At 64.6% G+C, this 24354-nt stretch carries 21 protein-coding genes; 11 read left to right on the top strand and 10 right to left on the bottom strand.

Features of this window, described 5'->3' with window-relative positions; genetic code table 11:
* Positions 1 to 9: 9 nt before the first annotated feature.
* Genes IVB23_RS06760 through IVB23_RS06735 form a run of 6 tightly spaced genes read right to left on the bottom strand, consistent with a single transcriptional unit; the run spans position 10 to position 6062 of the window.
* Positions 10 to 1404 (bottom strand): FAD-linked oxidase C-terminal domain-containing protein, encoded by a 1395-nt coding sequence (locus tag IVB23_RS06760; RefSeq protein ID WP_247803017.1) that lies wholly within the window; start codon positions 1402 to 1404, stop codon positions 10 to 12.
* A 55-nt stretch (positions 1405 to 1459) separates the two neighbouring features.
* Entirely contained in the window at positions 1460 to 2344 is an 885-nt protein-coding gene (locus IVB23_RS06755) for an intradiol ring-cleavage dioxygenase (protein WP_247803016.1), read from the bottom strand.
* A 15-nt stretch (positions 2345 to 2359) separates the two neighbouring features.
* Positions 2360 to 3262 (bottom strand): NAD(P)-dependent oxidoreductase, encoded by a 903-nt coding sequence (locus tag IVB23_RS06750; protein ID WP_247803015.1) that lies wholly within the window; start codon positions 3260 to 3262, stop codon positions 2360 to 2362.
* 21 nt (positions 3263 to 3283) lie between these two features.
* Complete coding sequence (locus tag IVB23_RS06745) at positions 3284 to 4657, bottom strand: amidohydrolase family protein (protein WP_247803014.1); 1374 nt, start codon at positions 4655 to 4657, stop codon at positions 3284 to 3286.
* Between the two features lie 5 nt (positions 4658 to 4662).
* Positions 4663 to 5742, bottom strand: coding sequence for a maleylacetate reductase (locus IVB23_RS06740; RefSeq protein WP_247803013.1), 1080 nt, complete (start codon positions 5740 to 5742; stop codon positions 4663 to 4665).
* Positions 5739 to 6062 (bottom strand): Dabb family protein, encoded by a 324-nt coding sequence (locus tag IVB23_RS06735; RefSeq protein WP_197968239.1) that lies wholly within the window; start codon positions 6060 to 6062, stop codon positions 5739 to 5741. The genes IVB23_RS06740 and IVB23_RS06735 overlap by 4 nt, the downstream gene beginning before the upstream one ends.
* Before the next feature lie 107 nt (positions 6063 to 6169).
* On the opposite strand from IVB23_RS06735, the gene IVB23_RS06730 reads away from it, so the two are divergent.
* Positions 6170 to 7093, top strand: a complete 924-nt coding sequence (locus tag IVB23_RS06730) for a LysR family transcriptional regulator (RefSeq protein ID WP_197968238.1) — start codon at positions 6170 to 6172, stop codon at positions 7091 to 7093.
* 55 nt (positions 7094 to 7148) lie between these two features.
* On the opposite strand, the gene IVB23_RS06725 is transcribed toward IVB23_RS06730, so the two are convergent.
* From IVB23_RS06725 to IVB23_RS06715, 3 genes are all read right to left on the bottom strand, one after another.
* The gene (locus tag IVB23_RS06725) at positions 7149 to 8681 is read right to left on the bottom strand and encodes a hypothetical protein (protein WP_247803012.1); all 1533 of its coding nucleotides are present in this window, start codon (positions 8679 to 8681) and stop codon (positions 7149 to 7151) included.
* A 29-nt stretch (positions 8682 to 8710) separates the two neighbouring features.
* Positions 8711 to 9886, bottom strand: a complete 1176-nt coding sequence (locus IVB23_RS06720) for a glycosyltransferase family 4 protein (protein WP_247803011.1) — start codon at positions 9884 to 9886, stop codon at positions 8711 to 8713.
* 238 nt (positions 9887 to 10124) lie between these two features.
* On the bottom strand, positions 10125 to 11471 hold the full coding sequence (locus IVB23_RS06715; RefSeq protein WP_247803010.1) for a polysaccharide biosynthesis C-terminal domain-containing protein: 1347 nt from the start codon (positions 11469 to 11471) through the stop codon (positions 10125 to 10127).
* A gap of 464 nt (positions 11472 to 11935) precedes the next feature.
* On the opposite strand from IVB23_RS06715, the gene IVB23_RS06710 reads away from it, so the two are divergent.
* Positions 11936 to 13159 carry an NAD(P)/FAD-dependent oxidoreductase gene (locus IVB23_RS06710; protein ID WP_247803009.1) on the top strand — a complete coding sequence of 408 codons (1224 nt, stop codon included), beginning with the start codon at positions 11936 to 11938 and terminating at the stop codon, positions 13157 to 13159.
* Between the two features lie 24 nt (positions 13160 to 13183).
* Here the strand turns inward: IVB23_RS06710 and IVB23_RS06705 are convergent, their stop codons facing one another.
* Positions 13184 to 14320, bottom strand: a complete 1137-nt coding sequence (locus IVB23_RS06705) for a GNAT family N-acetyltransferase (RefSeq protein WP_197968233.1) — start codon at positions 14318 to 14320, stop codon at positions 13184 to 13186.
* A gap of 655 nt (positions 14321 to 14975) precedes the next feature.
* Here IVB23_RS06705 and IVB23_RS06700 point away from each other — a divergent pair.
* From IVB23_RS06700 to IVB23_RS06660, 9 genes are all read left to right on the top strand, one after another.
* Positions 14976 to 16136 (top strand): transporter substrate-binding domain-containing protein, encoded by a 1161-nt coding sequence (locus IVB23_RS06700; RefSeq protein ID WP_061883168.1) that lies wholly within the window; start codon positions 14976 to 14978, stop codon positions 16134 to 16136.
* Positions 16133 to 16798: an ANTAR domain-containing protein gene (locus IVB23_RS06695; RefSeq protein ID WP_061883167.1), complete on the top strand. Its 666-nt coding sequence runs from the start codon at positions 16133 to 16135 to the stop codon at positions 16796 to 16798. The genes IVB23_RS06700 and IVB23_RS06695 overlap by 4 nt, the downstream gene beginning before the upstream one ends.
* Positions 16799 to 16808: 10 nt before the next feature.
* Positions 16809 to 18062, top strand: a complete 1254-nt coding sequence (locus tag IVB23_RS06690) for an urea ABC transporter substrate-binding protein (protein WP_247803008.1) — start codon at positions 16809 to 16811, stop codon at positions 18060 to 18062.
* Between the two features lie 93 nt (positions 18063 to 18155).
* Positions 18156 to 19028 carry a branched-chain amino acid ABC transporter permease gene (locus IVB23_RS06685; RefSeq protein WP_061883165.1) on the top strand — a complete coding sequence of 291 codons (873 nt, stop codon included), beginning with the start codon at positions 18156 to 18158 and terminating at the stop codon, positions 19026 to 19028.
* Positions 19029 to 19043: 15 nt separating this feature from the next.
* The gene (locus IVB23_RS06680) at positions 19044 to 20108 is read left to right on the top strand and encodes a branched-chain amino acid ABC transporter permease (RefSeq protein ID WP_061883164.1); all 1065 of its coding nucleotides are present in this window, start codon (positions 19044 to 19046) and stop codon (positions 20106 to 20108) included.
* Positions 20108 to 20824 carry an ABC transporter ATP-binding protein gene (locus IVB23_RS06675; RefSeq protein ID WP_061883163.1) on the top strand — a complete coding sequence of 239 codons (717 nt, stop codon included), beginning with the start codon at positions 20108 to 20110 and terminating at the stop codon, positions 20822 to 20824. The genes IVB23_RS06680 and IVB23_RS06675 overlap by 1 nt, the downstream gene beginning before the upstream one ends.
* Positions 20817 to 21545, top strand: a complete 729-nt coding sequence (locus IVB23_RS06670; RefSeq protein ID WP_061883162.1) for an ABC transporter ATP-binding protein — start codon at positions 20817 to 20819, stop codon at positions 21543 to 21545. The genes IVB23_RS06675 and IVB23_RS06670 overlap by 8 nt, the downstream gene beginning before the upstream one ends.
* 33 nt (positions 21546 to 21578) lie before the next feature.
* A complete protein-coding gene (locus tag IVB23_RS06665; RefSeq protein WP_061883161.1) occupies positions 21579 to 22568 on the top strand; it encodes an acetamidase/formamidase family protein in 990 nt (329 codons plus the stop codon).
* Positions 22569 to 22581: 13 nt separating this feature from the next.
* Complete coding sequence (locus IVB23_RS06660; protein ID WP_247803007.1) at positions 22582 to 24321, top strand: nitrilase-related carbon-nitrogen hydrolase; 1740 nt, start codon at positions 22582 to 22584, stop codon at positions 24319 to 24321.
* Positions 24322 to 24354 lie beyond the last annotated feature (33 nt).

Raw genomic sequence — 24354 nt, 5'->3', positions numbered from 1 at the left:
ACTTTGCACTCATGCCTTGGCTCCGCCTGAAAAGATCTTTCCAGGGTTCATCAGTCCATTCGGATCGAGCGCGGTCTTGATCGACCGCATCACGTCGACGGCCTCGCCGAGTTCGTCGGCGAGATAATCGATCTTGCCGAGCCCGATGCCGTGCTCGCCGGTGCAGGTGCCGTCCATGGCGATGGCGCGGGCGACCATGCGGGCCTGCAGCGCCTTGGCGCCTTCGGTCTCTTCTGGTTTTGTCGGGTCGATCAGGATCAGCATGTGGAAGTTGCCGTCGCCGACATGGCCGACGATGGGAGCGGTGAAGCCCTGCTCGTCCGCGTCGCGCCGCGTCTCGGTGAGGCATGCCGCCAGATTCGAGATCGGCACGCAGACATCGGTGATCACCGCGCGTGCGCCGGGACGCAGGCCGAGGCCGGCATAGAGCGTGTTGTCGCGTGCGTGCCAAAGCCGGCTGCGATCTTCCGGCGCCTTCGCCCAGGCAAAGCCATGGCCGGCATGATCGGCGGCGATGGCCTGCGCCGCTTCGGCCTGCTCGGCGACGGAGGTCTCCGAGCCGTGGAATTCGAAGAACAGGGTGGGCGCCTCGCGATAGCCGAGCTTGGCGTAGGCATTGATGCCCCGCATCATGACGTCGTCGAGCAGCTCGATGCGCGCCACGGGGATCGCGGACTGGATCACCGAGATCGCGGTATCGACGGCATCGTGCAGGGTGTCGAAGCTGCACACCGCGGCCGAGATGGCCTGCGGCACCGGATGCACTTTCAGCGTGATCTCGGTGATGACGCCGAGCGTGCCTTCGGCGCCGACGAACATGCGCGTCAGATCATAGCCGGCGGCCGACTTGCGCGCGCGCCGGGCGGTGCGGATCACGCGGCCATCGGCCAGCACGACCTCAAGCGCCATGACATTGTCTTTCATGGTGCCGTAGCGCACTGCCATGGTGCCGGAGGCGCGCGTCGAGGTCATGCCGCCGATCGAGGCGTCGGCGCCGGGGTCGATCGGGAAGAACAGGCCGGTATTGCGCAGCTCGGCATTGAGCTGCTTGCGCGTGATGCCGGGCTGTACGACGACATCCATGTCGCTGTCGTGCACTGCGAGAACCTTGTTCATGCGCGCGAAGTCGAAGCAGACGCCACCGGCGACCGCGGCCGCGTTGCCTTCGAGCGAGGTGCCGGCGCCGAACGGAACCATCGGCATGCCCGCGCCGGCGCAGAGCTTGACGATGTCCGCGACCTCCTGCGTGGTCTCAGGGAAGACGACGATATCGGGCGGCAGGCTCCGATAATGCGATTCGCTCTGCCCGTGCTGATCGAGCACGCCGCGCGCAACGCTCGCACGCTGGCCGATCATGCCGGTGAGGCGCTCGGCCAATATATCCGTGCTGACCCGCGGTCCCATCCTTAAGCTCCCGTCTGCTCCCTGCTGCCGGACTCTTGTTGGTCCGTAGCCCAGCTTAAGCGGCTCTCGCGTTGCTCGCGACCTGCTTTAGGCCGAAATCGTAGTTGAGATGAAAATACTCGGTGTCCACCATGCGACCATCCGGCGCACGGCCGGCGGGGCGGCGGACGAATTCCCGGATCAGGCTGTCCTTGACGCCGAACACCACGTCGCTGTCGAGATATTGGTCGCCGGCAACGAAGACGTGCGTCACCAGCTGCTCGAAACCTGGCGCTGAGATCATGAAGTGCACGTGCGCCGGGCGCCAGGGATGGCGTCCCTGCACCTCGAGCATCTCGCCGACCGGTCCGTCATGCGGAATCGGATAGGCCGCCGGCTTGATCGACCAGAAATGGAAGCGGCCGTTGGCATCTGTATGGAAGCGGGCGCGCATCGCGAGATCGCCGATCTTGTCGAGCTGCTGCACGTCGTAATAGCCGTCATCGTCCGAATGCCAGACGTCGACCACGGCGCCCGCGAGCGGCTTTCCGTCGGCGGTCGAGACGGAGCCGGTGACCAACATTGGATCGCCTTCCATAGGGCCGGAGATATCCGCGCCGCTGTCTTTTTCCGGGGCTGCCTGAACGAAGAACGGGCCGAGCACCGTGGTCTCGGTCGCGCCCTCCGGCACCGGATGGTTGATGGCATCGACCAGCATGGAGACGCCGAGCGTGTCCGACAGCAGGATGAACTCCTGGCGCTTGTCGTCGCACATGTGCCCGGTGCGGGTCAGGAAGTCGATGCCGTATTCCCACTCCTTCTGGGTGGGCCGCACCTCGCGGACGAAGGCGTGAAGGTGGCGCACCAGCGCTTCGCTGACTTGCTTGATCCGCGGGTCGGTTGCGCCGGCGATCCGCTCCAGCACCGCATCCGTGATCGTGTTTTCGTTGAAGTTACGCATGCAGGCCTCCGTTGATCACAGCTTCGGCTCGCCGAGGCCGGACAGCCGTTCGAGATGCTTGACGGTCGCGATGAAGTCGGTGTCGCCGTCGCCCTGTGCGACCAGCGAGCCATAAGTCTCGCGCACTTGGGCGGCTAGCTGGAGCGGCACGCCGACAGCGTGGCCGGCGCCGAGGATGAGGTCGAGATCCTTGGCCATCTGCTTGCAGGAGAATGTGGACTCGAAATCGCGGGTCCGCAGCGGCGCTGTCTTGTACTTCACCATCGGCGAGGCAATCGCGCTGTCGTCGAGCACCTTCAGGATGTCCTGCCAGGCGATGCCGCCCTTGCGCGCCAGCGCCAGGCTCTCCGCCATCATCGCGGCCGACACCGCGATCATCAGGTTGACGGATAGTTTTGCGTAGCGGGCTTCCTCTGCCGGCCCCAGATAGGTCTGGGCGCGGGTGAAGGCGGCGAACAGCGGCTTCGCGCTTTCGAAGGCGTCCTTCGGCCCCGACACGAAGCAGGTCAGCGCGCCGGTGTGGACGATGCTGGCATTGCCGGAGACCGGCGAACGGAGATAGGAAATACCGCGCGCCTGCGCCGCGGCCGCAACTTCGGTCGACGCCTCGACGCTGACGGTGCTGGTCTCGATCAAGACGGCTTCGGGCGTCATCGCGGCGATGAGGCCGGAGGGGCCGAGCAATGCGCCGCGTAACGCCGCGTCATCGGGCAGGGACGTGACAACGGCCGGCTTGCCGCTCACGGCGGCGGCCGGCGAAGCTGCAACCGATACGCCGAGTGCGCGTGCCTCGTCGAGCCGTGCGGCACTCTGATCGAAAGCGGTCACGGCATACCCGGCCTTGATAACGAGCGCCGACATCGGCAGACCCATCTTGCCGATCCCGATGAAAGCAACATTCCTGGAAGCGTTAGTCATTGTTCTTGTCCAATGGCGCTGCTAGGCAGCGCGTCCCTGTCGTTCGATGTCCTGCACCAGCCGCCGGCCGGATTGCGCCAGCTGCTCCTTCTTCGTCTCCAGTCCCTCGGCCAGCAACCGGCCGTTACGTTTCTTCCAGGCGCCGCCGATCATCACGGCCTCGATGTTGGCGAGGCCCGTCTGCATCACGACGGTGGCGATGGGATCATGCACCGGGACAAGATTGAGATCGGAGGCGTTGATGATGACGAGGTCGGCGAGCTTGCCCGGCGTCAGCGAACCGATCTGCCTCTCGCGGCCGAGCATGCGCGCGCCTTCCATCGTGATCCAGCGGAGCGCTTCACGCACGGGGATCGTGGTCGTTGCCGGAATGGTGCCGCTCGTTTGTCGCGACGCCGCATTGTCGAGCGCCCGCTGCATCGAGAGCGCAACGCGGGCGGCAGAGAAGAGATCGCCTGCCAGCACGGATTCGAGATCAATCCCGATCGTCGGCCGAACGCCGCGCTTGAGGAGGCGTCCGGTGATCGGGAAGCCGTGGCCCTGGATCATCTCGTTCTCAGGCGTCACCGAGAAGGACACGCCGAGATCGATCATCCGGTCCAGGAGTTCATCGGGCAGATCGTTGCCATGGACGATGTTGACGCCCGCGCCGACGAGGCCGGCCTCGATCAGCTTCTCCCAGCCGCCCGGCGTCTTGGCCGGACCGCCGCCCTGATGCATCGATGCGATCAGGTTCAGCTCCCGCGCCAGGCGGAAATCGTGCATGGCGACGTCGAGCGTCGAATAATGCGGACCCAGGATCGCGAGCCCGAGCGTGACGAGGCCGTCGCGGTCGGCGAGGGGACCTGCGAGCAGCCGCTCGACCTCACGGCGCGGATGCGGGATCTCCGAGAAATGCGGCTCGCCCGGTTTCGGCTCTGGCTTGGGCGAGCCGTGGAAGAAGGCGGCACGGATGCCGCTCTCGATCAGGCCGCGCACGGCGGCATCGGTGTGAGCAGGCGTCGGATTGTTGTGGCACCAGTCGACCAGCGTGGTGACGCCGTGGTGGATCTGGTTCAGCGCGCCGACCAGTGTCGCGCTATGGATGTCTTCGGGCCGGAACACGGTCGCGAGCCCGGCATGCATGCGGCGGAAATATTCGAGCAGCGTCCAGTTCGCGGCATAGCCGCGCAAGCCCGTCTGCCAGGTGTGCATGTGCGCGTTGATCAGGCCGGGGATGACGATGCGCCCGGCGCCGTCGACGATTTCGGTCTCGCCGGCACCACTGCCGAGGTCGATCGACGGGCGCACGTCGACGATCCGGCTACCTTCGACCAGCACATCGCCGCTCGAAAGGTCGCCGATCGCGTCATCCATGCTGATGACGGTGGCCGATTTGATCAATGTGCGCCGCATCGCTTTCACGCCGCCGCTTTTGCAGTGCCCGGCGGCTCGCCGGCCCAGGCGCGTGCAATCAGGTCGCGGATGGCGTTTCGCTCGAGCGGCCGCGGATTCCAGTAGGCATTGGTGACGGCGAGGTCGGCCGCCTTGTCGATGCCGCTTTGGGGCATGCCGATATCACGCAGTGCGACCTTCGCACCCAGCCGCTTCGCAAGTTCGAAAAGCCCCTGCGACGGGTCTGCAGCGCCGATCGCGCGCGAGATGCGCGCCATCGCGTTGGGCACGGCCGGTGCATTGTAGGCCAGCGCGTGCGGCAGCACGATCGTGTGCGTTTCGGCGTGCGGCAGGTCAAAAGTGCCGCCGAGCGTGTGGCAGAGCTTGTGATGCAGCGCCATGCCGACGGTGCCAAGGCAGACGCCGCACAGCCACGCGCCGTAGAGCGCCTCGGTGCGGGCCTCGCGATCGTCGCTTTTCGCGGCAATGGCGGGCAGGGCTCGCGCCAGCGCGCGGATGCCTTCTTCCGCCATCAGCGACGTCACGGGATTGGCATCGCGCGCGTAGAGCGCCTCGACCGCATGCGCGATCGCGTTGATGCCGGAGGTTGCGGCGAGGCTCGCCGGCAGCGTCAGCGTCAGCTCGACGTCGTAGATCACCGTCTCCGGCAGCACGGCCGCATCGCGGACCGTGGTCTTCAGGCCGTTCTCGGTCTGCCCGACGATCGGTGTCATCTCGGAGCCGGCATAGGTGGTGGGGATGCAGAGCTGGTTGATGCCGGTGCGCAAGGCCAGCGCCTTGCCGAGGCCGGTGGTCGAGCCGCCGCCGAGCGAGACGACGCAATCCGCCTCGCACGCCTTCAGCGCCGCGAGCGCCCGTTCCGTGACCTCGACCGGCGTGTGCATGGTCGCGCCGGAAAACAGGCCGGCATAGAGCGGGCCGAGCGCGGCGCCCAAGCTCTTGCCTTGCGCCTCCTGCTGCGCCGTCGTCAGCACCAGCGCGCGTCTGCCGCCGAGCCGCTCGACCTCGGCCCTGGCGGAAGCCAGCGTTCCGCTGCCGAACACGACGCGGCAGGGCAGGTTTTCGTAGGTGAACGAGCCGATCATGCGCCGGTCTCTTTGATGGGATAATCGACCTGGAAGCGCCCGATCCGCAAGTCGCCCAGCGCCTCGCGGACGCGCAGATGTTCCGGATGGTTGGCGTAGGCGGCAAGCGCCGCCTGGTCGGTGAATTCGGAGAACAGCACGACGTCGCAGGCGTAGTCGACAGCGCTGACATCCATGCCGACTTCGATATGGGTGAGGCCATCGATCCGGCCCTTGAGGCCCTCGAACAGGGACTTGACCTTGACCCGCGCCGCGGTGCGCTCCTCGGGGGTGTCCCCGCGCAGCCGCCACATCACGATGTGCCTGATCGGGCCCGACATTTCCTGATTTCCTCGCCTGCAATTGTGCTTTGTTGGTGCCATTTTGCCTTGCAGAAAGCGGAAATAAAGGTCAAAATTTGTAAGTCTCTTTTCCTTATTTCGCAAAAATGGACCGGCTGCTCCAACTCGAGGTCTTCTCCAAAACCGCTGAGCTCGGCAGCCTTTCCAAAGCTGCCGAAATCCTTCGGATGTCGAACGCGGCCGCGAGCCGTCATCTCAGTGCGCTGGAGGAGCGGCTTGCGGTGCGGCTGATCGAGCGCAACACGCGCCGGCAATGGCTGACCGAAGCAGGACAGGAGCTGCTGCAGCGTTGCAGCACGCTCCTGAACGAGCTCGCCGAGGCCGAGGACGCGGTTTCCGACCGTGCGCTGTCGCCGAAGGGCATGCTGCGCGTGACGAGCTCGCTGTCCTTCGCGATGATCTACCTCGCGCCGATGCTGCCTGCCTTCCGCGCGCTCTATCCTGATCTCAGCGTGCAGATCATCAGCGCAAACCGCTATCTGGACTTCATCGAGGCCGGCATCGACGTCGCGATCCGCACGCGCGAGCACGAGCCGGATTCAAACATCGTCGTCCGCCGCATCGGCCAGATGCACCGCGTGCTCGCGGCGTCGCCGGCCTATCTGGAGAAGCATGGCCGGCCGGAGCACCCGGCCGATCTCGCACGCCACAATATGCTGATCTACAATCTCGCCAACGATCCCTATTCGCTGCGGCTCAGCCAGGGCAGCACGACGCAGACCATTCGGATCGCGCCGACGCTCGACAGTAATGACGGCCAGATCATCTGTGGCGCAGCCCGTGCCGGGTTAGGCATCCTGATCCAGCCGCTCTATATCGTGCAGAGCGATATCGCGGCCGGTCGGCTGGTGCCGGTCCTGATGGGCTGGGAGCTGCCTCTGCTCACCATGAACATCGCCTATCAAAACCGCGTCAGGCTGCCCGCCAAGATCAGGGTCTTTTCCGACTTCCTGGTCAGCCACATCCGCGAGCATTCGCAGCCCGGCATCTGGATCGACGCGGCGAAGTGAGCGGGCAACCCGAGAATTCGGGTCGCCGTGGGCGGATCGGCGAGCGAAACGCAGATCAAACAGCCGAACTCGGGCTGGTTCGCGCAGACACGAGCGTCGACGGAAAGTGACTCGCGAACGCGCGCGTCTTGGGTTGGACGCGCGATCCGTCGATCACTTCGAGCCGGCCGCAGCGGTTCAAGGTATGCAACTTCCTGCCGGGCCATAGCGGTCCGGGCTTCAGAGAGTGGCGGACGATCTGCTTGAACGCCGTCGGCGACAGTTCGACCACCTCTGCCAGAGCGAGCGCTGCGCCGTATCCGTCGGCACAATCCTGGACCGGTCGCCACAATTTGCCATTGAGGGTGACGAAATTCCCCGCCGGCCGCGTGCTTGCGCGGTCGATCAAGACCGGATTGCTGGCGTGGGGCAACCAGGGCCCCAAGAGGCGGTCGGCGTAGTAGATCGCCAGCGAATCCGAATAGCCACCCGCTCCGTCGCGCCAGGCGCCGAACAGATAGTGCAGGCCGTTGTGCCGCGTGATCGTGGCGTCGGCCAGCTCGAGGCCGGAAAGGAGCGTCGCATATCGCTCCCATATGTCCGGAAACCGAACGCATTTGTAGAGGGCGACGTCCCCGCGCGTCGAACTCTCCGGGATCATCCATAGCTCGCCATCGTCTTCGATCAGAAACGGATAGGAGAGGTGCCAGGGCTCCTCCAGCACGGGCATCACCTCGCCGACCGGCCCCGCGTCACTGAACTCGATCGCCGAAATGATGCCTTTTCCGACGCGGTGATCGAGATCCTCGAAGAAGACGAACGTGCGTCCCTGCCACGTGATCGGAAACGGATCGGCGTAGAAATGGTTTCCAGGATCTCCCAGCACGTTCCAGCCTGGGCCGGACAGATCTCCGGTCTGCCAGACGCCTCCGCCGTCATTGAAGCGCCATCCGATATGCCAATGCGGGGCATAGCAGCAGAGGCGATAGATCTCCTTGGCGATCGATGCGGCAAGGCCGCGAGCGACATAGCCGACGGGTTCGCGGCGCAAGCCATTCCCGGCGGGGCGCGCCAGTTGCGGCACAATTCGCGGTCTTCCCGACAGGACCGCCGCCACCATGGTCAGGGTTCGCGCCATGACGGTTTCGAGCGCGCCGCTGAGGCCCGCGGCAATCTCTCCGGATGGGTGGCCGCGGTCGAGGACCGAACCATCGACCTCGTTGACGATGTCGATCACGGGCAGGTCGCCGGCGAGAATGGCGGCGAGGGCGGCATTTTCGCCCGCAACCCCGTTGAACAGCGGACGCAGATACAGCCGGGCAGAGCAGTCCGGATCCCGCTCGGCGCCCGTAAAATCGACGATCACGTCGGCTGCGCTGCAAGCCTGCGCCCCTTCGGGAACGATCTTCAGCCTGTCTGCGCCGCCATGTTTGCCTTTGCGCAGCACCGCGCGTTCGAGCTCGAACAGGGCGTCGAGGCCTGCGGGCCGCGGCTCCGCCGTTGGCGCCCATACGATTTGAACCGGCACGTCCCGGCCGTCGATCGACAGCGTCTCGCGGGCCATCCATTGCCGCGCGTACTCGCGTTCACAGCGAAACTCGATGATCATGTCGAGCCAATCTGTTTCAACGGATCATGTCAAATGACCTGCTCGAGAATACGAACGTATTCGTCAACCATCGCATCTACCGAATAGCGCAGTCGCAGGCCTTTGGCGTTTTGTCGCAGTTCGTCGCTCAGGTGCTTGTCCGTCAACAGCGTGGAGACGGCTGCGGAGAGCTTCGCATGATCGGAGGCATCGACGAAAAGCGCAGTCGGTCTCCCTTCGTAGGACAACACTTCGCGCAGGACGGGAAGATCGGTCACGACCGAGGGAACACCGGCATTCGCGGCCTCGACAGCGGCCAGACCGAAGGTTTCGGCCTGTGTCGGAAAGACGAACACGTCCAGGCAGGCCAGGAAGTCCGCCATCCGGCTGGGAGGAATCTCCCCGAGCCAATGCAGTCGGTCCGAGACGCGCAAGTCGCTCGCGAGCTGTCTCAGTCGGGCCTCGTCGGCGCCCTGGCCGGCAAGCGCAAGGCGCCAGGATGGCTGATCCGGCAACAGGCGTATCGCCAGATCGAGCCGCTTGTGCGGATGCAGCCTTGCTGCGCAGCCAAGCAGGACGCAGTCCGGCGGCAGGTTGAACCTCTGTCGTGCAGCCTCCTTCGACAGCGTGAGGGCCTTGTCGTCGAAGCCGTGCGGCACATGCACCATGCGCGACCGGTAGGCCGCGGGGTAGCGCGAATATTCGCGCTGCATGTCCTTCGAATTGAGCGTGATGCAGTCGAAGAAGCCGAGGCTGCCCATGACGATGTCGGCGGTGCGGACCGGCCAGCTCATCGACATTGCGGATGAAACCTGATTTGCGACAACCGGTGCACGGCTGACGAGGCGCGTCACGCCACCGCCGATGACGTTGCCGAAATGCTGGAAGGTCAGGACTGCGTCGGGCCTCGTGGCCCTGATATGGCGGCCGAGCGTCCGCAGCATCTGCAGCAGCGCTACCGGATTGCCCGGCCGGCTCTGCGCGCAGTAGAGCGTATCCGGCGGTTCATCGAAAGAGTCCGATTTGCGGAAGAAGAATAGATTGGTGACCCGGTAGCCGCGAGCGGTGAGCCCGGCGCCGAGAAGCCGCGAGATTTCCTGCGCACCGGCGTTCTCGGCCTGGGTTTGCGCGAGAAGCACGTGCGGTTTCGGCCCGCCGTGGCCTGACCGCGCCAAAGCCGTCGCGCTCGTCTCGCCCAATTCCTTGTTCGGCTGATAGTGGAGCACGAATCCCGACCTGCTAAAGAAACGAAATCTTCACCTTCTTAACTCCGTACCTATCATGCGGGTATCGCCCGGACATCGGCTAGCGACAAACGGAGTTAATGCGAGGCCTTTGCAACCACATCGTTCGCTCGGCATTTCAGCTGTTTCCCCGACGGTGCCCGGCGAGTGCGTTAACCAATCGGTCTTGCACGCTGCCGGCGCGTGCCTGCGGATTCCCCGAGCCGCGGCCTGATGACATCTAATCGCTCGAGTCCGCGCCGCGAACTGCATAGTTGCTGCGACTCGAAGCAGAGAAGCGCAAGAGCACGAGGACCGAAGGATCCACCCCGGATCGCCGGCGGCAGAGGATATTCAGGGCAATGGTCGCGAGCGCGAGCGACACCGTCGCCGAAATCGCCGCGCCAAGCACCCCGAGCCAGGGAATGAGGACGATAAATCCCACGAGCCGCAGCGCGACGTTGGCCGCAACAACCGGCACATAGATTCGTTCATGGCCGGTCAGCTGCAGGATCGCAGCAGACGGGCCGCCTGCCGCCTGGATGGCGGTTCCGATCGCGAGCACGATCAAGACCGAATGCTGCGCGGTGAAATGAGGTCCGAACAGGTTGAGGAGATAGGGGCCGCCGATCCAGATGGTGACGAGGCCGGCGATCACGCAAAGTGCGGTCACTTCCGCCATCAACCGCAAGGTCCGCTCGAACTCCCGGTGGTTCTTGCTGAAATACAGCGACGGCAGCCGGCGCGCGCCGAAAGTGTACAGCGCTGCGGACAGCATGGCGAAGATGTTGGCAAGGCGCGAAGCGGCAAAGTAGATTCCTGCAGTCGCCGGATCCAGCATCCAGTAGACCAGAATGACGTCGAAATACTGATTGGCGGCTTCAAGGATGGATGCGAGCCAGAAGTGAAGGGCGCTCGATCGCCAGCGGGACGTCTCGGTGCGCGCCGGCGTACCGCGCAAATCCGGCAGCACTCGCGCGATCGAAATGATCTGCGCCGCCAGGCCCACCGACATCGCCATTGTCATCACCGCGAACAACTCGGCGGGATCGAGCTGCCGATGGCCGAGCAGCATGGCGAGCAGGAACAGGACGACGATGACACGCCAGAAGAACTCGCGATTTCCTTCGCCCATGAGAATGCTGACCAGCGAGCGAGCGATCTGGCTCCCAAGCATCACCGCGGCGTTGACGGCCGTGTAGGCCGACACCGCGAGGATCAGCAGCCACCAGTCGCCTCTCATGCTTGCCGCGATGGCGATCCCGGCGATCACGATCAGCATTGCGACCGAGGCAATCTTGAAGCTCGATAGGAGGACACCTTTGGTGAGGTCCGGCCTCTCGCTGACCTGATACTCGTTGAGGAAGCGCACCAGCAGGGATTCCTGGCCGACCAGCCCCAGGACGGCTGCGATCTGGGCGACCGAGAGCCAGGTCGCAAAGATGCCGAAGCCGTCGGGCGACATCGTCCGTGCCGCCAGCGAGAACAATGCAAACGCGAGCACGCCGCTGCCAACCTTGAGAAGGATGGTCCCGGCAACTCCGCGCGTGACATCGCGCCGCATGAATTGGAGGATGGCTTCGATCATGGAGGTTTAAGGGGGTGCGCTCCCCTGAAGAGACGAGTTCCGATACCGGCGACAACCTAGCATGCTGCAACGGCGCGAGTGTTAATGGACGAGATGCAGGATCTCGCCGGCCGCGACGATATCGCGGCTACGTCGGCTGCTTCACTCTGGAACATCGTCGTCCTCATTGTCCCGGTTGGTGCAAAGTCCCGCTCGACCGACTGACGGCTTGGCCCCGCATCGACGACCGAAGAAGACGAGATCGGCCTTTCGAGTGCGGAATGGCGCGCGAGATCGGTCGCCGGGATGTCGGAACCCGGAATCTACGGAGCATATCGAGCAAGACGCGTGCCGGAACGGCAACAGCGCGCCCGCCGCTTCCGGTCATTAACCTCAATCTTCGGAAATGATCGCACTTGGCTCCGCGATGCGACATCAGGCTGGAGAGTTGCACTGGAACCGCCGTTAACCTGGGAGCCGAAGCCATGACGACGGATGGAGCCGTGACCGAGCCAATCGATGAGGGCGAGACGGCAACGATCGTCTCCGACATCGTCGTTGTCGGCGGTGGCCTTGCGGGATCGCTTGCGGCGGCCGTGCTGGCGCGGGGAGGGCATCGCGTTGCTCTCGTCGACAAGCGCGCGATCTATCCGGACGAATTCAGGGTCGAAAAGATCGGCGGCCATCAGCTGGAGCTGTTTCGCAAGCTGGGCTTTCTCAACGCGCTCGAGGACGTCGCCTGTCGATATGACCAGGTGCTCAATATCCGGGAGGGCAAGGTGGTCGATGTCAGCGTCGGCCAGGCCTACGGATTCCCCTATGCGGATCTCGTCGCCATGGCGCGTCGCCAGATCCCCGATCCATCCCACCTGATCGTCGACGAGGTCACTGCGATCAGCAGCAGCGACGATGTCCAGCATCTCGAGCTGGCCTCCGGACGGCGCGTCACCGCACGCCTCGTTGTTCTGGCCACGGGCATGGCGGGAGTTCTCGGTTACAAGCTCGGCATCAGGCGGCGCGTGCTGGCCGAGCGCCATTCGGTTTCGTTCGGCTTCACGATTGCCCGCCACGACGGCACTCCGTTCGATTTCGAGGCGCTGACCTGCTACGGCGAACGTACGGCGGATGGCATCGACTATCTCAGCCTGTTTCCGGTCCGTGCCGGCATGCGGGCCAATCTCTTCATGTTCCGCGATCCGACCGCCCCGATCATGCGCGAGTTGCGTCGCGAGCCGGAGGCGACGCTCTTGCGCCTGCTGCCGGGATTGCGGGACTACCTCGGCGATTTCCGCGTGATCGACCGGGTCCAGAACTGGGTGATGGATCTGACTGTCGTCGAGGGGCATCTCCAGCCCGGCGTCGTGCTCATCGGCGATGCGTTCCAGACCAACTGTCCCGCCGCCGGCACGGGTGTCGCCCGCCTGCTGGTGGACATCGACCGTCTTTGCACCGAGTACGCGCCGCGGTGGCTCATGACCCCAGGCATGGGCCTGGAGAAGATCTCGCAGTTCTATTCCGATCGCGACAAGATCGCGGCTGACCAGCAGTCGCTGAAGATGGCGCGCTTCCGCGAGGCTCTGACGTCCCGCAGCGACATCGGCTGGGACGTACGGCGACGGTTGCACTTCCTGCGGCGCAGTCTGACACATCGCGTCGATCAGATGCGCCCGGGTTGGCTCGGGCGTGTCCGCGGCGCGTTGCGCGCCTAGTTCTGCCCCTTCGTCTGCCGTCGGTCAACGCGTGGGAGTGGGGGTGCGCGCGGGCTGGAGCCTCAAATCCGATAGCCGCTTGGCCGCCAGCTTGAGCCAGGGAGCCTGCTTCAGCGCGAAGAGGGCGATGGCGCCTGCAGCGCTGCCGGCCTGCGTGACCGCCCACATCGGCGAGGGCTGCCCGCCGAACAATTTCTTGTATGGCTCGTCGCCAATGGTGAAATCGAGCGTCTGATCTCCGCGCTCGATACAGTCCCGCGCCACCTGCTCGAACATCAGCGCGCCGAGGGACTGGCTCTTGTAGCCGGCGATGTCGAAGGCGCTCATGATGACGAGGAAGTCGCCCCGATGGCATAGGCCGAGCACGGCGGCAATCACCTCGCCGTCCATCTTCATGGCGTAGAGGCGGACAAAGGAGCCGAGGCCGCCAAGCGCGACGGCGGAATAGAAGTCGTAATATTCGGAGCGCTGCAGCAGGTCTCCGTCGCCCTGTGCGCGAAAGCGCGGACCCCGGAACTTCCTCATGATGTCCAGCGCCTCGAGCACGGACGCGCTGTCGGCGCAGCACGAGAAGCTCAGCGCGCCCTTCTTCTCGAGTTGACGGCGTTTCTTTGCGAGCTCCTTCTGATAGGAGCGATCGAGCGTGCTGGCCCGCCATTGCTCGAACGGCGCGACGAGAACCGTCGCGTAGGCATTGGTGTCCATCGCTACGCGGCGGGATGCAGCCAGGAGGTCTTCGATCGGAAGCCGTCCGTCGGGCAGCTTGACCATTCGGAGCAGATCGAAAGGACGGACAAGGCGCCGAATCTGCGCGCACGCAGCCGCGTCGTCGAGCAGTTGCGAGAACACGTCCGGGCTGCAAACCGGCGCCAAATAGTCGGAAACGCGGAGGTCGGCGAACTCGACGGTTCGTAACGGACCGCGCCGGATCCGGAGCAGGGGCAGCACCATCGCAAGGGCGCCCGTCGCGCGGTGGCGGACCACGACGATCAGAGGGGTTGCGCCCGTTTCCGGCGCGAGCCTGGTGTAGAGGCCATGCAGCCAGACCGGATGCTGGAACGCAGTGGCGGCCGAGCGATCAAACAGCTCTGCATATTCCGGAGACAGAAAGTCGAACGACTGCTCGACGACGATGTCGAACGTATTGCTAAGCTTGTTCATGAGCAATCAATGAAACCAGGTCGATTTCGCGAGCGTCGATCGCGCCTGGCCGGGCTTATAGCAAGGTCGTTACGGGGCAGACACCGGCAGCGTGCGATTTGCATTAATGCGTTCAGCGACGTTCGTATCGTTACCAAATTCTTAAAATGCCGGAGGTGCATGGGCCCGGGCTGAGGATGAGATCGTGCGCGGCCGGCTCGATGCCAGATGACGCTCAGCCGGCCGGAATTCACACCCGGCGAATTCGAGCGCCGGCAGAGATGCCTGTCGCCCGTAGCGGGAAGTGCCGACGACTTGGCTTGGCACGGATCCATCGGCAGCTTCGACCGTGCAACCTTCGATAGCGCACGTCAGGCCTGAAAGCAGGACGTCGGGCGTGCCGTCATGTCGACGGCGCATCGACGCGTGGGCTCGGATCGGATGCACAGTTTTGCTGCACCACGATACGAATCGTAGCAGCTTTCGCTGCAATAACGCGCTTGACTTCGTAACTGATCTCAACGACCGTGCTAGACAAGCGTTGGGCAGTTCAGCCCGTCAACGCAGCGAGTTTCAACCATTTCCAACATCGCGCGGATTTTCGCGTGCTCGGTTGGCGGCGAGGGCGCCCTCGGCTTAACGGCCGATGGGCGCCTTTTTCATTTCGGGACGAGTGATGGCGCGGACGACATACCGGATCGGCGTAATGCTCTCGACGACGGGGTCCTATAGCGTCGTCGCGCGATCGATGCTAAATGGGGCGCTGCTCGCCTTTCGCGAGATCAATGCGAGCGGTGGCGATATTGCGCTCGAGCCGGTGGTCGTGAATCCGTCCGGCGACCTCGCGAGCTATCGCTCGCTCAGCCTCGAGCTGCTCGGCTCCGGCGTCCGACATGTGGTCGGCTGCTACACCTCGTCGAGCCGCAAGGAGGTGATCCCGTGCTTCGAGAAGCTCGACGGACTGCTGTGGTATCCCTCTCACTACGAGGGATTCGAGAGCTCCGATAATGTCATCTACACCGGCGCCGCGCCGAACCAGCACGTGCTGCCACTCGTCGACTACCTGGCATCCCGCCTCGGTTCGCGTGCCTTCTGCGTCGGCTCGAATTACATCTGGGCCTGGGAAAACAACCGCATCTTCCGGGAGGCACTGACTGCGCGCGGTGGCACCGTGCTCGCCGAACGCTATCTCTCCGTCGGCGACACCGAGGTCGATCAGGTGATCGCCGCAATCATCGACCAACGCCCCGGCTTCGTCTTCAACAATCTGATCGGCACCAGCGCCTATGCGTTCTTCCGGGCGTTCCGGGCCGCCTGCCGCGCGCGCGGCATCGATCAGGCCGCGGAAATCCCGGTCGCGAGCTGCACGCTGTCGGAGCCGGAATTGCCGGAGATCGGCCCGGATGCGATCGATGGGCATCTATCCTCGAGTGTCTATTTTTCTTCGCTGAACTCGGCGGAAAACGGCGCCTTCATTCGCGCCTATGCGACGTCCTTTCCGGACGGACCGGCCTCGTCGGCGGATGCCGAAGCGTCCTACATCGCCGTCAAGCTGCTCGGAGCCGCCTTGTCGCAGGCCGGCACCGACGACGCCCGGACGGTCCGCGCCGCCGTGGCGGACCAGCGGCTACATGCGCCGCAAGGCGAGGTCCGCATCGATCGCCAGACCTTCCATGCCTGGCTCACGCCTCGGATCGGCCGGTCGACAGCCAACGGACAGTTCGAAGTGCTGCTGGAATCGCGCGAGCCGATTGCGCCGGATCCCTATCTCGTTCAGTCGTCGCCGCGCTTTGCCAGCGCAATGCGCTCTCCACATTTGAAGGTGGTGCAATCATGAGCTCTCGACTGCTGCAGAACTTCAAGGGCGGCCGTGCCATCGTCGTCACCAGGCGAGGAGGGTGGGAGAGCGCGCTCGAAACGACACTGGCCAAGCTCGGCGTTTCCACGGAGTACCCGGAGATCATCGACGGTCGCGCCCAGATCGATGTTGCGAGTCTGCAGGCCGACCGTGACATCCTGTTCATCGACGGCGATCTCGAAGGCGCCGTCGCCATCGAGGTCAATCCTGCCTCGCGATTGCCGCCGGCGCCGGTGATCGGCCTCGTTGGCGTCGAAGCGCCGAGCCGGCTCAAGGCGCTGGTCAATCTGGGCGCGACTTCATTCCTGCGCAAGCCGGTGCATGGCGGCGCGGTCTACACGTCCCTGTTCATGGGCATCAACCAGTTCCTGCTGCGCGCCGAGATGTATGAGCGCTTGCAGGGTCTCGAGGAGCGCCGCCGCGGCCGCCGCGCGGTGATCCGGGCCGTCATCCTGCTGATGCGACAGGAGGGCCTCGACGAGGAGGGTGCTTATTCCCAGCTCCGCCGCGAGAGCATGCGCGCGCGGCAGAACATGGAACTCTATTGCGAGGAGTTTCTGAGCAGGCGGGCGAAGCCGCCCGACACGTCCAGCCGCACGACCGGCATTACGCTGCAAGGCGGCAACAAGCAGGCCATCTAGGAGAAGCAAAATGAGCAAGTCTGTATTGCGGGGGCTGCGCGCCGCAGCCCTCACGGGGACGCTTGTCCTCGGATCACCCCTTGGATCACACCTGGCGCTCGCGGCAGAAAACCCGATCAAACTCGGCGTGCTCGAGGATCAGTCCGGCGACTTCGCAGCGGCCACGATCGGCAAGGTTCACGCCATCCAGCTCGCCGCCGAGGAGATCAACAAGGCCGGCGGCATCATGGGCAGGCCGCTGGAGCTCGTCGCTTACGACACGCAGTCCGACAACACCCGCTACCAGGAGTTCATGCGGCGAGTGCTCCAGCGCGACAAGGTCGATGTCGTCTTCGCGGGCTTCTCTTCGGCCTCGCGCGAGGCGTACCGCCCGATCGTCGATCAGTTCAACGGCTTTGCCTTCTACAACAACCAGTACGAAGGCGGTGTTTGCGACGGCCACATGATCGTCACCGGTGCCGTGCCCGAACAGCAGTTCTCGACGCTCATTCCGTACATGATGGAGAAGTACGGCAAGAACGTCTACACGCTCGCCGCCGACTACAATTTCGGCCAGATCTCGGCGGAGTGGGTCCGCAAGATCGTCAAGGAGAACGGCGGCAAGATGGCCGGCGAGGAGTTCATCCCGCTCGGCGTGTCGCAATTCTCGCAGAGCATCCAGAACATCCAGAAGGCCAAGCCGGACTTCGTGGTGACGCTGCTGGTCGGCACCGCGCAGGCCTCCTACTACGAGCAGGCGGCCTCCGCCAACGTCAACCTGCCGATGGCCTCTTCGGTGAACGTCGGGCAGGGCTACGAGCACAAGCGCTTCAAGCCGCCGAGCCTGAAGGACATGTTCGTCACCACCAACTACATCGAGGAGATCGACTCGCCCAAGAGCAAGGAGTTCTACGCCAAGTTCAAGGCCAAATTCCCGAGCGAGCCTTATGTGAACCAGGAGGCGGAGAACTCCTATCTTGCCGTCTATCTCTACAAGCAGATGGTGGAGCGCGCGAAGTCGACCAAGCGCGAGGAGATCCGCAAGGTGATCGCGCTGGGCGACGTCTGCATGGATGCGCCGGAAGGCAAGGTCTGCATCGACCCGAAGAGCCAGCACATGTCGCACACAATCTATCTCGCCAAGGTCGGCGCCGATCACTCGATCTCCTTCCCGAAGGTCTGGGAGGACATCAAGCCGTACTGGCTGGGTGACGCCGGCTGCGATCTCACCAAGAAGGATCCGATGGCCCAGTACACGCCATCGAATCCGCCGCCGAAGCCCTGACCGGCGGCTGATCGCCCCGGCGCTTGCGGCGCGCTGGGGCGGTCACGGACATCTGCGCGGCGACGCCGCATCCTCCCACATCCTGGTTGATTCATGGACATCGCGACCCACGTATTCTCGGCGCTCTATCAATTCGGCGACGCCTTCGCATTCCTGGTGCTCTCGGCCTGCGGGCTCGCGGTGATCTTCGGTATGATGGGCGTGATCAATCTTGCCCATGGCGAGTTCATCATGTGCGGCGCCTACGTCACCGCCGCGACCGTGCATGCGGGCCTGCCGCTGCCGCTGGGAATATTGGCCGGCACGCTCGTCTCGGCTCTGGTTGGGGTCGTGGTGGAGCTCGCGGTCATCCGTCATCTCTACGACCGGCCGCTCGACACCATCGTCGCCACCTGGGGGTTGAGCCTGATCGCCACGCAGGGCACGCTGATCATGGTCGGCTCGACCATGGCGGGCGTCGGTACGCCGTTCGGCAGCTTTCAGGTCGGCGACTACTCATATTCGATCTATCGCATCGTGCTGTTCTGTGCCGCACTCGGCGTACTCGCCGCCCTCTATGCGCTGTTCAACTGGACGCGGTTCGGCGTGCTGGCACGCGCCACCATCCAGGTGCCGCATATGGCGGCCGCGCTCGGCGTCGACACGCGCCTGGTCTACAGCCTCACTTTCGCCTGCGGGGCAGGGCTCGCCGGACTTGCCGGTGGCCTCTATGCGCCGACCATGACGCTGGTGCCGACCATGGGCGCCACCTTCATCATGGAGGCCTTCGTCACCGTGGTGATCGGCGGCGCCGACGTCTTCCTCGGCACCGCACCGGCCGGCGGCGTGCTTGCGGTGGTGAAGTCGGTGATGACGTCCTGGCAGGGACAGCTGTTCGGCCAGATCGGTCTCTTGGTCGCCGTCATCATCGTCGTCCGGGTGTTGCCGAAAGGCATTTCCGGCTTCGTGCTGCGCGAGCGCACCTGACGGAGTGATGGCGTCGTGACCGGTCTCCTTGCAATGTTCCGCCGTCTCGAAGGCCCGCAGACCGTCGGTCGCGGTCCGGCCTTCTGGGGCCTGTTCGCACTCGTGCTCGCTGCCGCACTCGCCTATCCGCTGTTCAGCGACGGCTACACGGTTGGCAACACCGTCTACTTCTTCGTCTGGGTCTTCATCGCGCTCAGCCTGTGCCTGATCTGGGGCTATGGCGGCTCGCTCTCCTTCGGCCAGACCGCCTTCTTCGGGATCGCGGGTTATGGCTATGGCGTCCTTACCATCAATTTCGGCTCCGCCTACGGCTTCACGCTGCTGGCGCTGGTGATGGCGGTGGCGATCGCCGCGCTGTTCGCGGTCCTGCTCGGCTATTTCATGTTCTTCGGCCGCATCGCCGGCGTGTTCCTCGGCATCGTCACGCTCGCGGTGACCCTGATGCTGGAGCGCTTCATGGCACAGACCGCGGGGCCGGAATGGCACATCGGCAGCGCGCGGCTCAACGGCTTCAACGGCATGAGCGCGATGCCGCCGCTGACCATCCCCTGGCCGGGTGAGCCGATCGTGCTGTTCGCCGATGTCGGGCTCTACTACCTCGTTCTCGGCCTTCTCGTCTTCGTCTATCTGGCCTTGCGGATCCTGATGAATTCGTCTTTCGGCAACGTCATCGTCGCGATCCGCGAGAACCCGGAAAGGGCGGAGATGCTGGGTTACGACATCCGCAAGTACCAGCTCATCACCTTCGTCATCGGCGCCGCGCTCGCAGGGCTCTCCGGCGTGCTCTACACGGTGTGGGGCCAGTACATCACGCCGTCGAGCATGGGCATGACGGCCGCGGCGCTACCGCTGATCTGGGTCGCGGTCGGCGGCCGCAGCGACCTGACGTCGACGGTGATCGGCACGCTGGTGGTGCTCGCAGCGTTCCAGGCGCTCACGATCTATGGCAGCCAGTACGCGCTGGTCTTCATGGGTGTGCTGCTGGTGCTCACGGTCCTGATCGCCCCGAACGGTCTCGTGCTCGGGGTGATGAACTGGCTCGGCCGCATCGCCGCCCGCTTCACGCAGAGGGCCGGCTGATGTCGCTGCTCGAACTGCGTCAGCTGAACAAGCATTTCGGCGGCCTGCACGTCACCAATTCCGTGGATCTCACGCTGCAGGCCGGCGAGATCCATTGCCTGATCGGCCCGAACGGCGCCGGCAAGAGCACGCTGTTCCGCCTGATCCTCGGCGAGCATCATCCCGGCAGCGGCGACATTCTCTTCGCCGGCGAGAACATCACGGCGCTGAAATCCTTTGCGCGGATTCACCGCGGTCTCTCGGTCAAGTTCCAGGTGCCCGGCGTCTTCAAGGGCCTGTCGGTCCGCCAGAACCTCGAGATCGCCCTGCAGAGCCGGCATCGCGGCGCTGAGCTCGAAGCGGAGATCGGCCGGCTGCTGACCTTCCTCGGGCTGCAATCGGAGCAGGCGCAGATCGCCGGCAATCTCAGCCATGGCCAGAAGCAATGGCTCGAGATCGGCATGGCGGTCAGCCTGAAGCCGCGCCTTCTTCTGCTGGACGAGCCCACCGCCGGCATGTCGCCCGAGGAAACCCATATGACCGGCGAGATGGTGCAGCGGCTCAATGCCGACGGCATGACGGTGCTGGCGATCGAGCACGACATGGCGTTCGTCCGGCAGGTCGCGCACCGCGTCACCGTGCTGCATCTCGGGCAGGTCTTCGCGCAAGGCTCGATCGACGAGATCGTGGCCGACGAACGCGTGGCGGCGATCTATCTGGGGCAGGCCCATGCTTGATCAGCCGCGCAAGGAAGTCATCCTGTCGACCCTGGGCTTGCGCGCCGGCTATGGCGGCAAGCCAGTGCTCCAGGGCCTCGAGATCGAGGTGCGGGAAGGGGAGATCGTCGCCGTCATCGGCCGCAACGGCGTCGGCAAGTCCACGCTGATGAAGAGCCTTATCGGGCTCGTGCCGGCGATGAGCGGCTCGATCGTCTATCGCGGCGAGGCGGTGGAGCTTCTTCCCGCGCACAAGCGGGCGCGCCTCGGCATGGGCTATGTGCCGCAGGGGCGCGACGTGTTTCCGCGGCTGACCGTCGGCGAGAACGTCGCGGTCGGCGCAGCGATCAAGGGCGGCGGCATTCCGGAAGCCGGCCGGCGCAAGATCGTCGAAGCCTTTCCGATCCTCGAAGAGCGTTGGCATCAGCGCGCCGGCACCATGTCCGGCGGCCAGCAGCAGCAACTCGCGATCGGACGGGTCCTGATCGCCGACCCGAACCTCATCCTGCTCGATGAGCCCTCGGAGGGCATCCAGCCCAACATCGTCCAGGACATCGCGCGCAACATGGTCGAGCTCAACCGCAGGACCGGGGTGACTATCATCCTGGTCGAGCAGAATCTCGACATGATCCGCGCCATGGCGCAGCGCTGCTACGTCATGGACAAGGGACGCATCGTCGCCAACCTCGATCGCGCGGCGCTCGACGATGCGGCCGAGATGCGCCGTCACCTCGCGGTTTGAAGACCTACGCCAACGACAGAAGGAGAAAAGCAAATGTCCTGGCAGAAAGACTCCATCATGGCCCGCAAGGGCGTCGCCAAGGGCGAGCGCGGCACCGGCTACACGATCACGGAAAGCGAGCAGGGCAAGTACCACTATGTCTACGGCCCCTATGTGAAGCCGGTGCTGACGGTCGATCCCGGCGCCGTCGTCTCAGCGGAGACCCATGACGCGTTCGAGGGCGCCATCAAGAACGAGACCGACAGCCCGTCGAAGATCCTCAACTTCCCGTTCCTCAATCCGCAGAACGGGCCGATCCACGTCAACGGCGCCGAGAAGGGCGATACGCTCGCGGTCTATATCGAGAGCATCGTGCCGCGCGGGCCGCAGCCGCGTGGCACCACGGTGATCATGCCGGAATTCGGTGGGCTGGTCAGTACGGGCAACACGGCGCTGCTCAATCCGGCGCTGCCCGAGCGCGTCAAGAAGCTGGAGATCGACGCCAAGACCGGCACCAAATGGAACGACAAGATCACGCTGCCCTATGAGCCGTTCATCGGCACCATCGGCACCTCGCCGGAGATCGAGGCGATCTCGTCGCTGGTCCCGGATTACTATGGCGGCAACATGGATCTGCCCGACGTCGGCGTCGGCGCCATCATCTACCTGCCCGTCAACACAAAGGGCGCGCTGCTCTATCTCGGCGACTGCCATGCGGCGCAGGGCGACGGCGAGCTCTGCGGCGTCGCCATCGAGCATCCGACCGTGACCACGGTGCAGGTCGACCTGATCAAGGGCTGGACCATCGCCTGGCCGCGGCTGGAGACCAAGGACTTCATCATGACCATCGGCTCGGCCCGTCCGATGGAAGATGCAGCCCGCATCGCCTATCGTGAGCTCTGCCGCTGGATGGCGGCGGACTACGGTTTCGACGAGATCGATGCCTACATGCTGCTGACCCAAGCCGGCCGGGTGCGTCTCGGCAACATGGTCGATCCGAAATATACGCTCGGCGCTTCCATCAAGAAGTCCTATCTCGGTTGAGGCCAGCCAGCTCATGTCCACCGTGCACAAGGTCGCCACCGTCCAGTTCGAGCCGATCATGTTCGAGAAGGAGCGCAACATCGCGCGCCTGCTCGAGCTCTGTGAGCAGGCGGCGGCGGCCGGCGCGAAGCTCATCGTCACGCCGGAAATGGGAACCACGGGCTATTGCTGGTTCGACCGTGCCGAGGTTCGGCCCTTTGTCGAGCGGATTCCGGGGCCGACCACCGACCGGTTTGCGGCGCTGGCACGCAAGCATGACTGCTACATCGTGGTCGGCATGCCTGAAGTCGACGAGGACGACATCTATTTCAACTCGGCCGTGCTCGTCGGGCCCGATGGCATCGTCGGCCGCCATCGCAAGACGCATCCCTATATCTCCGAACCGAAATGGGCGGCGGCGGGCGACCTGCACAATCAGGTCTTCGACACGCCGATCGGACGGATCGCGCTCCTCATATGCATGGACATCCATTTTGTGGAGACCGCGCGGCTGATGGCGCTGGGGGGCGCGGACGTCATCTGCCATATCTCCAACTGGCTCGCGGAGCGAACGCCGGCGCCTTACTGGATCAGCCGCGCGTTCGAGAACGGCTGCTACGTGATCGAGAGCAACCGCTGGGGTCTCGAGCGCACCGTCCAGTTCAGCGGCGGGAGCTGCGTGATCGCGCCGGATGGCCAGGTGATCACGGTCCTCGACAAGGGCGACGGGGTCGCACTGGCCGAGATCGATCTCGATATCGCGCGTGCGCGCCGCGTGCTGGGCGAGCCTGTCTTCCGTCAACGCCGGCCCGAGCTCTATCCGGAACTGCTCACCGACACCTTCAGCTGGAATCCGCGCGATTTCTTCGGCCTTTACGGCCACGAGCCCTGGCCTGAAGGCGTGCGCTCGCGCATTGCCGCGGCCCAATTCGCACCCAGTGCCGATGGTGCGCGAAATCTCGAGGCGATCGCGAATCTTGCGCGGCAGGCCAAGGCGGACGGCGCGGCGCTCGTCGTATTCCCGGAACTCGCGGTCACCGGCCTCGCAGATCCCGTGAGATCGGCGCAGCCGATACCGGGCCCGGCCACGGAGAGCCTGCACGCGCTCGCTGCGCAGCTCCAGATCCACATCGTCTGTGGGATGGCCGAGCGCGCGGGCGAGGCCGTCTATAACAGCGCCTGCCTGATCGCGCCGGATGGAGAGATTACGCTCTATCGCAAGACGCATTTGACGGAAGAGGAGCGGAGCTGGGCTGCGGCGGGCGACGACTGGGCCGTGGTCGACACGCCGATCGGGCGAGTAGGCCTCTTGATCGGCCACGATGCGGCGTTTCCGGAAGCGGGGAGGGTGCTCGCACTTCGCGGCTGCGACATCATCGCGTGCTGCGCGGCGGTCAAGGGTCCCTTCGGTTCGCCGCATCCGGGGACATCCGTTGCGCAACCGGCCCCGATCCCGACCGGCGCCGATCCGCATCATTGGCACCACTTCCGGGTCCGCGCCGGCGAGAACAACGTGTTCCTGGCGTTTGCCAATGTCTTCGATCCCGAACACGGCTATCCCGGCCTGAGCGGCGTGTTCGGCCCCGATACGTTCGAATTCCCGCGCCGCGAAGCGATTGCAGCGGACGGCACGAACCTTGCTATTGCTCTGGTCGACACCACCAATCTCGACAGCGTCTATCCGACCAACGTGGTGCGACGAAAGGACCTCGTTTCGATGCGGATGCCTCACAGCTATCGAGGGTTGGTCAGGGCAACGGTAACTAACCATTGAACGTGTGAATCTACTGGGAAGAAGGAGCCGATC

It is taken from the genome of Bradyrhizobium sp. 191 (assembly GCF_023100985.1).
GTDB classification, from domain to species: domain Bacteria; phylum Pseudomonadota; class Alphaproteobacteria; order Rhizobiales; family Xanthobacteraceae; genus Bradyrhizobium; species Bradyrhizobium diversitatis.
Note: the sequence above shows the minus strand (reverse complement) of the source record. Positions and strands in the feature narration are given on the sequence as shown.

Coding starts and splice junctions, on each gene's coding strand:
- IVB23_RS06760 (WP_247803017.1), bottom strand. CDS start 1,404: ATGGGACCGCGGGTCAGCACGGATATATTGGCCGAGCGCCTCACCGGC.
- IVB23_RS06755 (WP_247803016.1), bottom strand. CDS start 2,344: ATGCGTAACTTCAACGAAAACACGATCACGGATGCGGTGCTGGAGCGG.
- IVB23_RS06750 (WP_247803015.1), bottom strand. CDS start 3,262: ATGACTAACGCTTCCAGGAATGTTGCTTTCATCGGGATCGGCAAGATG.
- IVB23_RS06745 (WP_247803014.1), bottom strand. CDS start 4,657: ATGCGGCGCACATTGATCAAATCGGCCACCGTCATCAGCATGGATGAC.
- IVB23_RS06740 (WP_247803013.1), bottom strand. CDS start 5,742: ATGATCGGCTCGTTCACCTACGAAAACCTGCCCTGCCGCGTCGTGTTC.
- IVB23_RS06735 (WP_197968239.1), bottom strand. CDS start 6,062: ATGTCGGGCCCGATCAGGCACATCGTGATGTGGCGGCTGCGCGGGGAC.
- IVB23_RS06730 (WP_197968238.1), top strand. CDS start 6,170: ATGGACCGGCTGCTCCAACTCGAGGTCTTCTCCAAAACCGCTGAGCTC.
- IVB23_RS06725 (WP_247803012.1), bottom strand. CDS start 8,681: ATGATCATCGAGTTTCGCTGTGAACGCGAGTACGCGCGGCAATGGATG.
- IVB23_RS06715 (WP_247803010.1), bottom strand. CDS start 11,471: ATGATCGAAGCCATCCTCCAATTCATGCGGCGCGATGTCACGCGCGGA.
- IVB23_RS06710 (WP_247803009.1), top strand. CDS start 11,936: ATGACGACGGATGGAGCCGTGACCGAGCCAATCGATGAGGGCGAGACG.
- IVB23_RS06705 (WP_197968233.1), bottom strand. CDS start 14,320: ATGAACAAGCTTAGCAATACGTTCGACATCGTCGTCGAGCAGTCGTTC.
- IVB23_RS06700 (WP_061883168.1), top strand. CDS start 14,976: ATGGCGCGGACGACATACCGGATCGGCGTAATGCTCTCGACGACGGGG.
- IVB23_RS06695 (WP_061883167.1), top strand. CDS start 16,133: ATGAGCTCTCGACTGCTGCAGAACTTCAAGGGCGGCCGTGCCATCGTC.
- IVB23_RS06690 (WP_247803008.1), top strand. CDS start 16,809: ATGAGCAAGTCTGTATTGCGGGGGCTGCGCGCCGCAGCCCTCACGGGG.
- IVB23_RS06685 (WP_061883165.1), top strand. CDS start 18,156: ATGGACATCGCGACCCACGTATTCTCGGCGCTCTATCAATTCGGCGAC.
- IVB23_RS06675 (WP_061883163.1), top strand. CDS start 20,108: ATGTCGCTGCTCGAACTGCGTCAGCTGAACAAGCATTTCGGCGGCCTG.
- IVB23_RS06670 (WP_061883162.1), top strand. CDS start 20,817: ATGCTTGATCAGCCGCGCAAGGAAGTCATCCTGTCGACCCTGGGCTTG.
- IVB23_RS06665 (WP_061883161.1), top strand. CDS start 21,579: ATGTCCTGGCAGAAAGACTCCATCATGGCCCGCAAGGGCGTCGCCAAG.
- IVB23_RS06660 (WP_247803007.1), top strand. CDS start 22,582: ATGTCCACCGTGCACAAGGTCGCCACCGTCCAGTTCGAGCCGATCATG.